At 41.8% G+C, this 13,392-nt stretch carries 11 protein-coding genes and 1 tRNA gene (1 of these 12 only partly in view); 9 read left to right on the top strand and 3 right to left on the bottom strand.

Annotated features, from left to right (window positions below; genetic code table 11):
- From HMPREF9999_RS10485 to HMPREF9999_RS07630, 3 genes are all read right to left on the bottom strand, one after another.
- Nucleotides 1–38: transfer RNA gene (locus HMPREF9999_RS10485), tRNA-OTHER, on the bottom strand; it reaches 59 nt to the left of the window's first position.
- A gap of 251 nt (nucleotides 39–289) precedes the next feature.
- Complete coding sequence (gene ribH / locus HMPREF9999_RS07635) at nucleotides 290–778, bottom strand: 6,7-dimethyl-8-ribityllumazine synthase (RefSeq protein ID WP_410488782.1); 489 nt, start codon at nucleotides 776–778, stop codon at nucleotides 290–292.
- A 156-nt stretch (nucleotides 779–934) separates the two neighbouring features.
- Complete coding sequence (locus tag HMPREF9999_RS07630; protein WP_009752134.1) at nucleotides 935–1,630, bottom strand: tetratricopeptide repeat protein; 696 nt, start codon at nucleotides 1,628–1,630, stop codon at nucleotides 935–937.
- A gap of 203 nt (nucleotides 1,631–1,833) precedes the next feature.
- Between HMPREF9999_RS07630 and recF the strand changes: the two genes are divergently transcribed.
- From recF to yidC, 9 genes are all read left to right on the top strand, one after another.
- Nucleotides 1,834–3,012: a DNA replication/repair protein RecF gene (recF, locus tag HMPREF9999_RS07625; RefSeq protein WP_009752133.1), complete on the top strand. Its 1,179-nt coding sequence runs from the start codon at nucleotides 1,834–1,836 to the stop codon at nucleotides 3,010–3,012.
- A gap of 3 nt (nucleotides 3,013–3,015) precedes the next feature.
- A complete protein-coding gene (locus HMPREF9999_RS07620) occupies nucleotides 3,016–3,306 on the top strand; it encodes a DciA family protein (RefSeq protein ID WP_009752132.1) in 291 nt (96 codons plus the stop codon).
- Between the two features lie 168 nt (nucleotides 3,307–3,474).
- Nucleotides 3,475–6,894 carry an AAA domain-containing protein gene (locus tag HMPREF9999_RS07615; protein WP_009752131.1) on the top strand — a complete coding sequence of 1,140 codons (3,420 nt, stop codon included), beginning with the start codon at nucleotides 3,475–3,477 and terminating at the stop codon, nucleotides 6,892–6,894.
- Between the two features lie 538 nt (nucleotides 6,895–7,432).
- On the top strand, nucleotides 7,433–7,882 hold the full coding sequence (locus HMPREF9999_RS07610; protein ID WP_009752130.1) for a hypothetical protein: 450 nt from the start codon (nucleotides 7,433–7,435) through the stop codon (nucleotides 7,880–7,882).
- A 37-nt stretch (nucleotides 7,883–7,919) separates the two neighbouring features.
- Entirely contained in the window at nucleotides 7,920–8,822 is a 903-nt protein-coding gene (locus HMPREF9999_RS07605; RefSeq protein ID WP_009752129.1) for a hypothetical protein, read from the top strand.
- On the top strand, nucleotides 8,815–9,297 hold the full coding sequence (locus tag HMPREF9999_RS10480; RefSeq protein WP_009752128.1) for a S24/S26 family peptidase: 483 nt from the start codon (nucleotides 8,815–8,817) through the stop codon (nucleotides 9,295–9,297). Before HMPREF9999_RS07605 ends, HMPREF9999_RS10480 begins: the two co-directional genes overlap by 8 nt.
- Nucleotides 9,298–9,322: 25 nt before the next feature.
- Nucleotides 9,323–9,595 (top strand): PqqD family peptide modification chaperone, encoded by a 273-nt coding sequence (locus tag HMPREF9999_RS07595; RefSeq protein WP_009752127.1) that lies wholly within the window; start codon nucleotides 9,323–9,325, stop codon nucleotides 9,593–9,595.
- Nucleotides 9,596–9,634: 39 nt separating this feature from the next.
- A complete protein-coding gene (locus HMPREF9999_RS07590) occupies nucleotides 9,635–11,251 on the top strand; it encodes a CTP synthase (RefSeq protein ID WP_009752126.1) in 1,617 nt (538 codons plus the stop codon).
- A gap of 122 nt (nucleotides 11,252–11,373) precedes the next feature.
- The gene (gene yidC, locus HMPREF9999_RS07585) at nucleotides 11,374–13,278 is read left to right on the top strand and encodes a membrane protein insertase YidC (protein WP_009752125.1); all 1,905 of its coding nucleotides are present in this window, start codon (nucleotides 11,374–11,376) and stop codon (nucleotides 13,276–13,278) included.
- The last annotated feature ends 114 nt before the right edge of the window (nucleotides 13,279–13,392 follow it).

Below are 13,392 nucleotides of genomic sequence, written 5' to 3'. Positions count from 1 at the left end.
TTACAGTCTGCCCCATTTGGCCACTCTGGTAACTGCCCAAGTTATTTAGGATATCAACTTTTCATAGGAGATGTTTTCCCAAAACCGAGTGCAAATTTACGAATTAGTTTGTAATACTCCAAACTTTTCTGCCTTTTTTTGCTTGGATACTATATGAAAACAGAGAATGCTCCCTCTAACACCTTCTGTAGAAAGTCTAGATTATGATTAGGAGTACAAACAGCCCTAGCAAACTCCCCGAAGGATGTACCTTACAATAACAAAAGCATGATAAAATGCTCGCCTCTTTTTATTCAAAAGACTTCATGAAATCCACCATCTTGATAGCAGTGATTGCAAATTCACGGCCTTTGTCCATTTGAGCACCTGCACGTTCTTCTGCTTGTTGGTCATTGTTTACGGTTAGTACACCATTAATCATTGGGATTTTTCCAGCAGCATTCAGTTGCACTAGACCAGCAGTAGTACCTTGACAGATGTAATCAAAGTGTGGGGTGTCTCCTTTTATAACACAGCCTAGTGCAATAATCGCATCTACATATCCATGTTCAGCGAGCTGAGCGCAGCCATAGACCAATTCGAAAGCTCCAGGCACATAGCGTACAGAGATGCTTGTTTCAGATGCACCATGTTCGGTGAGTGTGGCAATGACACTCTTGAGCATGGCTTCGGTGATATGAGCATTCCATTCTGTGACAACAATGCCAAAACGCATCATCGAAGCATCAGGGATGTTAGCCGCATTGTGTTGAAGAAAATTGAAAGAGGACATAATCAAATATGAAAGGAATCTCTGTTTAGAGAATATTCTTGGTAATGCGTAATGAGGAGTTAGGAGGGGAGAGGGTGCAACCCTTTCTTTATTCCTAATTCCTCATTACTTCTACATGCTATTGCGCAGCTGTTGTGTTTTCAGTGTGAAAGATTTTGCTGCTTATTTCGTGCGTTCTATATATTTGTCAATCTCAGGGCTGGTAGCAACACCATTCTGAAGAGAATTCTGAGAGTAGCGGCTACGTGGATAGTCGTTCTTGATGCGTACATACAAAGCATTAGCTTCCGACTTCTTGCCTTGGCTTTCAAGGACAAGGCCAGCTTGAATGAGATATTCAGGCGAGAGGGCCTCGTTATCGGCTTTATCAGCAGCTTTTTTCAAGTTCTTCACACCATTGTCAAGTTGTTTGTCAGCGATGTAGGCATTGCCTAAAGCTGCAAGTGCGTTTGCAGAAGCAGTAGCATCTCCTTTAGCAGAGAAACTTTCTAATTCTTCAATGGCTTTTTTGTATTCACCTAAGTTGAAATAGGCAATTCCTGCATACATGTGGGCCACGTTGCCTGCGTCTGTCCATGAGTAAGTGTCAGCCAGCTTCTTGTATCCTTTAAACTGAGCGCCGTCACCTTCTACAGCTTTCTTCCAATCACCTTGTTGCACATACGTTTGGCCAAGGGCTATAGCTGCTTGTCCTTCTTCATTCTGGCTATTAAGATAGTAGCGACCACCAAAAAAAGCACCAAACACAACGGCAACGGCTACCAAAGCCATGATGAGTTTTTGTTTGTTCTTGATAAGAAAAGCCTCAGTGCTAACGAGAGTTTCGTTTACATCGAGTGATTTGTTAGATTGACTCATGAGTATGTATAAGTTTATTTTGCTAAAGAATAGGCACTCAGCTCTAATAGTGGAGCGTATGCGTTTTGCCTGCAAAAATACTAAATAGTAAGCGAGTGACGAAATAAAACATAGTTTTTTTAGTTCTAGTCTCAAAAAATAGTGAGAATTCTTCGTATCTTTGTACTCATATTCTTTGCAATCTCAGCATTTTCCTTCAAAATATGATATTAGAGCATCTTTCTCTCCTCAATTATAAGAACATTGAGCAAGCTCAGCTTACACTTTCTCCTAATGTGAACTGTCTGATAGGAGCTAATGGACAAGGTAAGACTAACGTGCTTGATGCTATTTATTTTTTGTCTTTTGGCAAGAGTGCTACTGCACTTACAGACGGAGCTTGTATTCGTCATGAAGCTGAATTTATGATGCTCCAAGGAAAGTATCGTACAGCTTTAAATGAAGAGGAAGAAATCTCTTGTGGTATCAAGCGAGGTCAGCGCAAACGTATGCGCCGTAATGACAAAGAATACAAAAGACTGAGTGAGCATGTTGGTGTAATACCCTTGGTCATGCTTTCTCCTGCCGATGAGCAGTTGGTGTCAGGAGGAAGCGAGGAACGTCGTCGTTTCATGGATACTGTGCTTTCACAAGTGTCTCCTTGTTATCTAGAAGCCTTGATTCGCTATAACAAATCCCTCCAACAGAGAAATGCAATGTTGAAGCAAGAAGACGAGCCCGATGCACAACTATTTGAAGTGTTGGAGGAAATGATGTCTATAGATGCTGATGTGATTTATAAAGAACGTCAGCAGTTTGTTGCTGATTTTATTCCTATTTTCCAGAAGATGTACGCTCGCTTCTGTAATGCCGCAGTTGAAGAAGTCTCTATTATCTATGATACTCATGCAACCCGCGGTGAACTACTTCCAATGTTGGTGAGAGATCGTGTGAAGGAGCGTATCGTAGGTCATACACTCCATGGTCCACATAAAGATAATCTTGAGCTACTGATGAATGGGCACAACGTGCGAAGAGAGGCTTCACAAGGTCAGACCAAGACATTCTTCATTGCTATGAAGCTGGCGCAGTTCCTTTATCTCAAGTCTGTGGGTGAACATCGCACTCCCATCCTACTGCTCGATGATATTTTTGACAAACTAGATGCAGGTCGTGTAGCATGTATTGTGGATTATGTGAGTGGGGATGATTTTGAGCAAATCTTCATTACTGACACCAATCGAGAGCATCTAGATAGTATTTTAGCTGCTACCCACCGTGACTACAGACTTTTTGAGGTGAAGAGGGGGGAAGTGGCTTTACTAGAAAACCATAGCGCAAATTCTTCTTTGGCGACTTTGGACGATTCTGAATCTTATGTTTCAACCTCTCAAGCAAACTAACTTATGGACAGACGAGAAACGAGGCGAGTGGATGGTGTAGTAGCGGAATTTTTGCACTCAAGCGGCTTAGAAACTCCTTATTTACAGTATAAGTTGGTACAAGCTTGGCCTAATGTTGTAGACGAAGTTATAGCACAGTCTACACAAGCCTTAGCGGTGCGCGAACAAAGTTTGTGGGTACGTGTTGAGGTTCCTGCATTGCGCACTCAGCTTGCTATGATGCGTGGACAATTGGTGCAAAAGCTTAATGCCATTGTGGGAAGTATTATTATTTATGATATTAAGTTGGTCTAGAATTCTGTGACTCTTTTACGCTATCATATTTCCCTTATTTGCTTTCTCCTAAGGAATTCACTGATGTCATGCAACACAGATCTACGTTCTGCGTATTTCTGTGTTTTTTATAGCCCAAACGTATTTTCTCCTTTTTCTCTTTCTATTGAGAAGATCTATCCATAGCCTATGTCTACAGTTCTTGCTTCTTATTATTATCAAGAAATATTGAACCAGCTGCTTCGCGTTAATCTTCCTATTCATGAGCGTTGTAAGAGTGGTTACCTGTTGTTTCAAGAATTTCTTAGGGAAGAAACTAGTGATGCAGGTGTGTATCTTTCTGGGACTTTCTCTAAGCTTCACTATTTATTTCAGGAAAGCAAAGCATCAGACGAGCAGATTTACGTTGGTCTCAATGATTATCGTGTCCGAATGGAGGGGTTATCTGGAGCGAATGAGAATGTGTTACAAGCAGATTTTCCTTATGATATGCTGCGTTTGGCACGTATGGTTTCTTGGCGCACGAAGGTTCAGATTCCAGTTCAATTAAAAGACAGACTTCCTCAGTTGTTACCAGAGGTGAGACGGAGAAAAGGACGTTTCGTAGGTGATTTTCGTGTTGTAGTATTAGAGAAACACGAGGACTATCTGCTCGTATTTTGCGTTAACGAAGGTCTAGAGCAGAAAGTACGACTTAGAAGTAGGACAGATGATAAAAATGATTTTACAGCTTTACTTCCACTCCTCAAGAAGAACTCCAATCTGAATTTAGTGGATACGCGATGGGTGGATGAAGCTCTTGAACCCACACTCATCGTACTGGAACCCGATTATCTCATACCAGTGACAACGGTAGCTAATTGTTTTCAGGCTACAGGGGTTTGTTCACAATATGATGTAGTCAATAGATTGCAACCAGTGCCAGTTACTAGTGCGATTCTCTTGGGACATTTGGCTGGTCAAATGCTTGACGAGGAATTGCATGGTTATGAATCTTCTTACCCTGACACAGCCCGCCGTTTCTTTGCGCAAAATGCTGTGCAGTGTTACACTTGTACGGAGCTTGCATCAAATGAAGGACGTCGTGATTTTCACATCAATGCTCAAAGTCAACAATTGCATCTTAGGAGTATGGTGCAGCATCAGTTGCGCAATGATCTGCATCTGAATGCGCTTTCTGATGTTCTACTTGAGCCGACCTTCTTCTGTGAATTGTTGGGATTACAAGGGCGTATGGACTTGTTGAGTCGCGATTTTACGACTGTTATAGAGCAGAAGAGTGGGAAAATGGATGAATGGACACGCCGTGCACAACTTTCTCATAACATTCAGTTGCAACTTTATCGAGCAATTCTTCATTTTAACCACAAGGTGCGCTTCAATGATATGCGCGCCTACCTGCTTTATTCTAAGTATTCTCCTGAATATGGATTGATGCGTATCGAAACAATCATGGACTATCTTCGTGAAGCCCTACAAATACGTAATGAAATTGTGGCACGAGAACTTCTGTTTTCTACCGAAGGTATTGCTGATTATCTCGATCACTTTGATATAGATAGTTTTACAGATGGAGGGGCTAGCAAGCTTTGGTCGAGCTATAAACGCCCTGCACTAGAGTCTTTTATCGGAGTGTATCGTCGGTCCAACGAGTTGGCACGCAGTTATTTCAATAGATTTCATCGTTTCCTCTCGCTTGAGCGTCGTTTGGGGATGGTGGGCAATCAGCAACGCGAGTGTAGTGGATTTGCTTCTGCTTGGAATGCTACTTTTGAAGAGAAGCAAGAAGTGGGTGACATCATAGCGAATTTGTCTTTTGCAGAACCAGGAGGTTGTGTGTGTAATGAAGATGGTGCAGTAGAATCGTTGTGTTTGAAACTTCCACAAACCGAGAATCAGTTGATCATAGCTCCAAATTTTAGAGAAGGTGACATTGTTGTGTTGTATTCCTACGATCAGCATTTCGCGCCAGATATGCGAAAAGGCCTTGTCTTTCGAGCAACAATTATTGCTATATCTTCGGAGAAAATCATGTTACAATTGCGTGCCCCACAAACCAATTCAGTGGTGTTTGACACTAGACCTGGACGTTTGTGGGCAATTGAAAAGGATTTTATGGATTCAGCCTCTACTTCTTTGTTTCGAGGTCTGTTTTCTTTTCTCTCTGGATCAGAACATCGAAGAGAGGTGTTGTTAAATCCTTCTCTTTCATTGGTGGATGAGACTCAAGTTCTAGTGCTTGACCATCAAGATGATGAGAGAAATATGATGGTGCTTAAGGCTAAGCAGGCGAGAGACTTTTTTCTGTTAGTAGGGCCTCCTGGTACAGGGAAAACCTCTTTCGGGTTGATGTCAATTTTGCGTGAAGAACTGGCTAGTGATGTTGATTGCAATGTCTTGTTAGCGGCGTATACCAATCGTGCAGTCGATGAAATCTGTAGTAAGCTCGCAAAAGATGAAATTGATTTTCTCCGAGTGGGCAATAAGCACAATTGTGATCCCCTGTATCATCAGTATTTGTTAGAGCACAAGGTTTCTCAATTGTCCGATGTCAATAAGGTTGGGGAATTGATTCGAAGCACACGAATTCTCGTAGGAACTGTAGCTTCGCTCTCGGGGATGACTGCTTTGTTCATGCGTAAACGTTTTTCTCTAGCCATTGTCGATGAGGCTTCACAGTTGTTAGAACCTCATTTGCTTCCTCTATTGATGGCAGGCGAGAATGAGGAATTAGCCATCCGCCGTTTCGTGTTGATTGGTGATCACAAACAATTGCCTGCCGTGGTACAGCAGACACCGCAGGACAGCCGAGTGTCTGAAGAAGAATTGAAGACTATAGGTTTGGATGATTGTCGTAAATCTTTGTTTGAACGTCTTTATCATAGTGTGCCCAAGTGTTGCATCCATGAGTTTACGAAGCAAGGCCGCATGCATCCAGAGGTAGCTGAGTTTGCGAACAAGCAATTTTATAATGGACAGTTGCAAGCTTGTGGTTTGCAGCATCAGGTGCTTGCTATTCCTCAGCCTAGAGTCTTATTTTATACTTGCACACCCTCTTCTGATAGTGATTTGCTGAGTGTTACCTCAAGGAAGAGTTGTCCTAAGAATAGTGATACTAAAACTCAACAAGCTGGAATTCCTTCGGCTAAACTGAATTTGGATGAGGCTCAATTAATCGTTCATCTGGCGGAACACATCTATAAAGAGATACAGCATCGAGGAGTTCCATTTGACTTGGATAAGGAACTGGGAATTATAGTTCCGTATCGACATCAGATTACTATGGTGAGAAGTCTTTTGCAAACTTCTGCTTATCCTGTTTTGGCCAACGTGACGATAGATACAGTGGAACGATTTCAAGGTTCAGAGAAGAATGTCATTATCTATGGATTCACAGTGAGTCGACCTTCACAATTGAGCTTCCTTTGTGATTCCCAGTTTATAGACCAGCAAGGGCTGCTAATAGATAGGAAACTTAATGTGGCACTTACCAGAGCGAGAGAACGTACTTTGCTCGTGGGTAATCCTGAAATTTTAGAATCAGTGCCCCTGTTTGCTAAATTGATTGCTGAAGTTCCGAGAGGAGACATTGGTAAATTAAAAACATAATCAGAGTTTGGACTTCTGTTCTAGAGAAACGGAAGTGCTTGGGAGAAGCCTACCCCTTTGTTTTTTAAAGTCTTCTCTAGGTCTTGTTTAAGTGATTTTCGTGGAGATAATCACAAATCATCCAGAAGTTCAAATTTATCTCGGAGTTTTTTGCGAAATTCTCCGAGATATTTTTATCTTTCTCCGAGATTTTAAGGACAATTCTCCGACTTTTTTATGTCATTTCTCTTAGCCTATGAACAATCTCTCGGTTCATTTTGGTTGTCTTTTTGCGGAAGAGGATGTTTTAGGTGGCAAATGTCAAGATACGAATCATGGAAAAAGGGAAACAAATGAAGATTTGCTAGACAAATGCTTGGTTGTAGTAAATATCCGTCTATTCTGTTTGTGAGATTGAATAGAAATCTCTAACTTTGCACAATAGTTTATTCTCGATATACGCTTAACTTATGCAAGCATGGTTTTTGTGTTCCTCACCAAGCCTAGCTAATTGTGATGAAGAAGTATTAGCGTTATTCGATCAAGCTCACGACCATCTATGCAAAAAGTTTTATGGCTCTTATTGCTGCTCGTTGGTTTCACGGGAATGTCTCGCGCTGATATTACAACAGCCGCTGATAATATCACCCCTGAACCCAAGGAGCAGACACTCTTTATATTTGGGGTGTCACAAAATCTCCGTGACTCTGTAGCTTATGTCACAGATATCGTCGCTATCACGGCACCCAATTTGCTGCAAAAGAAATTCTTTACAGATCGCGATTTGTATGCTGAACAGCTACGAGTCTATGTGGAGCAGACTTTTGCATCTCCACATCAGACAGCAGTTGTGTTTTATGATAAGAAGATTGTAAAGCTAGAAAAAATGCGCCAAAAGCTGCGTATCAAGCTGGCTGGACAGAAATTAGGCCTTGACAAAATTGTGGTCAAAGATATCTTCAAAGATCAATTTCAATTCAAGAAACTAGAGGTGGCTGGCAGTAACTAACTGCTTTCGCACCTCGTTTGCTGTATAGAATGTTGCTGTGAAATACTTCTATTCTGTTGCTGACCACACTTTTGTTGTTGAATTGCCGTATGGCTGCAATATTCTTAAAGAGCAGCTAGCACAATGTTATGATGGTTTTCGTATTGAAGCCTTGGAGGTAAGCAATGTGCTGTTTGAGCTTTCTGTAGAATTCGGATCTACATGTCTATCTCTATCTTCTTATGACCATGTCGCTAGTGTACAACCCACTGACTTAAGGTTTGAAGTGTGGAGCAATAAGTGTGGAGATTATGTGTTTGAGGTTTCTGACGAAACAGGATTCTCTCGTTCTCTCATTTATGCCGATTGTAATTTTCGGAAAGCTCAAATGGTTTTATCGGCCGAAGCTGTCCAACCAGACGTATTGTTGAATAATGCTATTATGCTTTGTTATGCATTTGCAGGAGCTTATCAACAGACGCTTTTAGTTCATGCTTCTGTTCCTCAGATTGGAAGAACGGCTTTTTTGTTTCAAGGTTTGAGCGGGACAGGCAAAAGTACGCATTCTCAACTATGGCTTAAGTATATCCCACAAGTGGAGTTACTTAATGATGATAATCCAGTGGTGCGAATAGCTACCGATGGCAGTATACAAGTTTGGGGTACTCCCTGGAGTGGGAAGACTCCGTGTTATCGCAATGTATGTTGTCGGTTGGGTGGGGTGATGCGATTGGAACAAGCTCCAGAAAATAATATTCAGCAGCTTCGCCCTCTCGAAGCCTTTGCTTCTTTGCTGGCTTCTTGTTCGACAATGATTTGGGATAAAAACTCGTACGCGGCTATTTGTGCAACAGTAGAGAAGGTGGTGTCCCAAGTGCCTGCTTATCATCTAAAATGTTTGCCCAATCATGAGGCAGCGGAGTTAAGTCATCAATACTTATGTAAGAAACACCATGTCTAATGTCGTCAAACAAGTGGCGCAAGACATCCTGTTTGCTGAGATACGCAGTATGCTCTCTCAAGGAAGTCAAGTGCAACTGAGGGTGCGTGGCCGGAGTATGCGGCCAATGCTTGAACACGAGCGAGACTTGGTGACCCTAGAGCACAAACCAGCTCATTGTTATCGTCGTGGTGATATTGTTTTGGCTAGTACTTCCGATCAACGCTGGGTATTACATCGCATTGTTCGTTGTGACAAGCTGAAGTGTACGCTTCAAGGTGATGGCAATGTAGGCCAACAAGAAGAATGTCAACGTGTTGATATCATTGGTAGAGTAGTCTCATTTCAGCGTAAAACTCGCCAGTTTTCTGTTGACCATTGGATTTGGCAAATATATGCTAATGTGTGGCAAACCTTGGTTTACTTGCGCCGTCCATTGCTCCTTGCTTATGAATTGTTGCATCACATGTCAATTCGTATTTCTAATTTTAAGTAACCCCACTGAACATCACAATATCTCAATGAAGTTCAACCCTTCTTTTCAACTACGCACTGTGTGTGGCGAACATGTATTGTTAGCTACAGGTGCAGAACTCGTAGATTTCAATCGTCTAGTAACCCTGAATGACACGGCCTTTGATATTTATCAGGAGTTTGCAAATAAGGATTTTCAAATTGCTGATGTAGAATCATTTCTTCTTCAGCATTATGATGGTGCTACTACTACCCTTGTTGCAGCTGATGTGGCGCGCTTAATCCAAGAAATGAAACAAGAAGGAGTGGTCATCTCTTGATTTCTTCCTATTCATAATATAGTATAATCAATTCATCCCATGGCTGAAACTAAATATATCTTTGTCACTGGCGGAGTAGCCTCTTCACTTGGTAAGGGCATTATCGCAAGTTCTATTGGTAAGTTACTTCAAGCTCGCGGCTTTAACATTACCATCCAAAAGTTTGACCCATACATCAACATTGACCCAGGTACACTAAATCCCTATGAACATGGCGAGTGCTATGTCACTGATGATGGTCAAGAAACGGATCTTGACCTAGGTCACTATGAGCGTTTTACTGGAATCAAGACGACAAGTTACAATAACTTCACCACTGGACGTATTTACCAAAGTGTGATTGACAAAGAACGCCGTGGCGACTATTTAGGTAAGACTATTCAAGTGGTGCCACATATCACCGATGAAATCAAACGCAATATGGTTTATCTCGGTAAGAAGGGAGGGTATGACTTCGTGATTACTGAGATTGGTGGTACGATTGGTGACATCGAAAGCTTGCCTTTTGTAGAGGCTATACGACAACTTAAGTGGGAACTAGGAAAGAATGCAGTGTGCATTCACCTCACTTATGTGCCTTATTTAGCTGCTGCGGGAGAATTGAAGACTAAGCCCACGCAACACTCTGTCAAGGAACTTCAAAGTGAAGGTATCCAGCCTGACATTCTTGTACTTCGCACAGAGCATGAACTAAGTGCCGGACTATGCAAGAAAGTAGCAAATTTCTGCAATGTCAGTCCTGATGCTGTGTTCCAAAGCCCAGATATGCCTTCTATTTATGAAGTTCCTGTGTGCATGCAAGATCAAGGCATCGACCGTGTCATTCTTGAGAAACTAGGTATGCCTGTGGGGGAGAAGCCTGGGCTCGGTCCTTGGCGCGCTTTCCTAGATCGTCGCAATAGCGCAACAGAAGAGTTGCACATTGGTCTTGTAGGTAAGTATGACTTACAAGATGCTTATAAGTCTATTATTGAGGCACTTCAACAAGCTGGTGTTTACAATGATCGTAAAGTACGTTGTCATTTCATTAATGCAGAGAATATTACGAGTGAGAACGTAGCTGAAATGCTCGAAGGCATGGCAGGTTATATTATCTGTCCTGGTTTTGGTCAGCGTGGTACAGAAGGCAAACTAGTTGCAACGCGTTATTGTCGTGAACATGATCTTCCTACTTTCGGCATTTGCTTAGGTATGCAGATGATGGTGGTTGAATTTGCGCGCAATGTACTCGGGTATGCCGATGCTAACTCAACTGAACTCAATAGCAAGACAAACCATAATGTGATTGATATTATGGAGGAACAGAAGAATATTACCAACATGGGTGGTACAATGCGCCTTGGTGGTTATGAGTGTTCCGTGAAAGATGGCTCTCGCTCACGTGAAATCTATGGCAGTGCTGTGATTCGTGAACGCCATCGCCATCGTTATGAGTTTAATAGTGACTTTATTGCTCAGTATGAGGAGAAGGGAATGCAATGTGTCGGAACAAATCCAGAAAGTGGACTTGTTGAGATTGTGGAAATCCCTAATCTAAAGTGGTTTATTGGTACTCAGTTCCATCCTGAATACTCTTCAACTGTGCTTCATCCACACCCTCTCTTCTTAGACTTTGTAAAAACAGCTATTGCTAACCAAATTTCAGAAGAAGCTTAACAAGCCAAGACGAGAGATAACATAGAGTAAAGGCGCGCTGTCGCTAAGAAGCGCTCCTCTTTATAAATCGATATCGCTTACTATCGAAGAGATTCATCAGTATAGCGTTCAAATAAATTTCAATGGATAGAAATACAATCACAGCCGTTGTTCTTATGGCCTTGGTAGTCTTCGGATTTTCTTATTGGTCATCGCGTAACAATACTGCTGAACAAGCACAGACTAAAGAGGCAACAGAACTGGTAGAGCAGAAGAAAACAACTGCTAATGCAGCAGCTAAGCATGTAGCTGCTGCAACAGTGCTTGATAGTACTGGCCTTTTTGCACAAGCCAAAGTGGCAAATGATTCTGTCAAGCCCATCATTTTGAGTAATGACAAAATTGAAGTAACAATTGCTCCCAAAGGTGGCCAGATTAGTCAAGTTGTTCTCAAAGGATATAAAACTTATGAGGACTATAAAGTTGGAAATAACAATGATTTAGTGCTGTATAATTCGAATGATGCTTCAATGAATTTCACCCTTGAAACTAAACAGCTAAATATTGCAACTGAAGATCTCTACTTTAACGCAGTAAATGTTAGTAAGAATTCAGTAACCATGGAGGCTGTGGGAAATCGAGGAGAGAAATTGGCCTTTGATTATGTATTGTCTGAGGACTATATGCTCAATATGAGCCTGCGTTCTGAAGGCTTGTCTCAAGAGGTCTCTCCTAAGACAAAGACAATAGGAGTAGAGTTGACAGACCATGTGCGCCAGTTTGAAAAAGGTTTTTATTTTGAGAACCAGTATTCCACTCTTAGCTATAAAGATGTTGATGGTAGCAGTGATCATCTGAAAGAACATGGAGACGATGAACAGATGCTAGAAGAATCAGTGGAGTGGGTCGCTTTTAAGAATCAGTATTTCAGCTCTTGCTTTATTGCCAAGGAACCATTGTCTAATGTGAAACTCACCAGTGTGAGTGAAGACGAAAAGAATCCTAAGGGATATCTTAAGCAGTATTCTGCGCAGATGGAGACTGCTTTTGATCCTTCTGGTAAGACTCCCGCACAGTTCCAGTGGTATTTTGGACCTAATAATTTCCGTTTGCTCCAGTCTATGGACAAACATTCTCTTACTCCAGAACATGATATTGACCTAGAAAAGTTAGTTTATCTTGGTTGGCCAGTGGTTCGTTGGGTGAATCGTTTCTTTACGATTTACGTCTTTGACTTTCTTACCTCATTTAATCTACCAATGTGGCTTGTGCTGGTACTCATCACGCTAATACTCCGTGTGATTGTTTACCCTTCTACGAAGAAGAGCTTCATGAGTAGTGCAAAGCAGAGAGTGCTTCGTCCTAAGGTTGAGAAGATCAATGAGAAATATAAAGACAGCGACAATGCACTCCAGCGTCAGCAGGAGATACAAAGTTTATATTCTCAACATGGCGTGAGCATGATGGGAGGTTGTTTACCCATGCTTATCCAGATGCCAATCTGGATTGCCATGTTCAACTTTGTTCCTAACGCTATTGAGCTTCGTCAGCAAAGTTTCCTTTGGGCTGATGACCTGTCGGCTTATGATGATCTCATCAGTTGGTCTACAGATATTTGGGGATTGGGTAACCATCTCTCGTTGTTCTGCATCCTCTTCTGCCTCTCGAATGTGCTTTATAGTGTAATGACCATGCGCCAACAGCGTGACTCTATGGCTGCTGCTGGTCAACAAGCGCAGCAGATGAAGATTATGCAGTACATGATGTTCCTCATGCCTGTGATGTTCTTCTTCATGTTTAATAAGTATAGTTCTGGTTTGAACTTCTACTATTTCATTTCTCTTCTCAGTAGTGCAATTACCATGTGGTATTTGCGTTGGAGCACTGATGATGCTAAACTCTTGGCGAAGTTGGAAGCTACTTTTGAGCGCAATAAGAATAATCCTCAGAAGAAACCTTCTGGCCTTAGCGCACGTCTTGCCGCATTGGCTGCTGAACAACAAAAGTTGGTAGAAGAGCAACGCAAGCGCAATGCACAACAGAAATAATACTATATAGAACTTAGGTAGAGACGCGCTCCAATATGGGTGCGTCTCTGCGCCTATTTGTTGTGTGTCTTTATCTTCTATGATTGTCTAAATCTATTTGTAAGAACATAATGA

This window comes from Alloprevotella sp. oral taxon 473 str. F0040, assembly GCF_000318095.2.
Classification (GTDB): domain Bacteria; phylum Bacteroidota; class Bacteroidia; order Bacteroidales; family Bacteroidaceae; genus Alloprevotella.
Note: the sequence above shows the minus strand (reverse complement) of the source record. Positions and strands in the feature narration are given on the sequence as shown.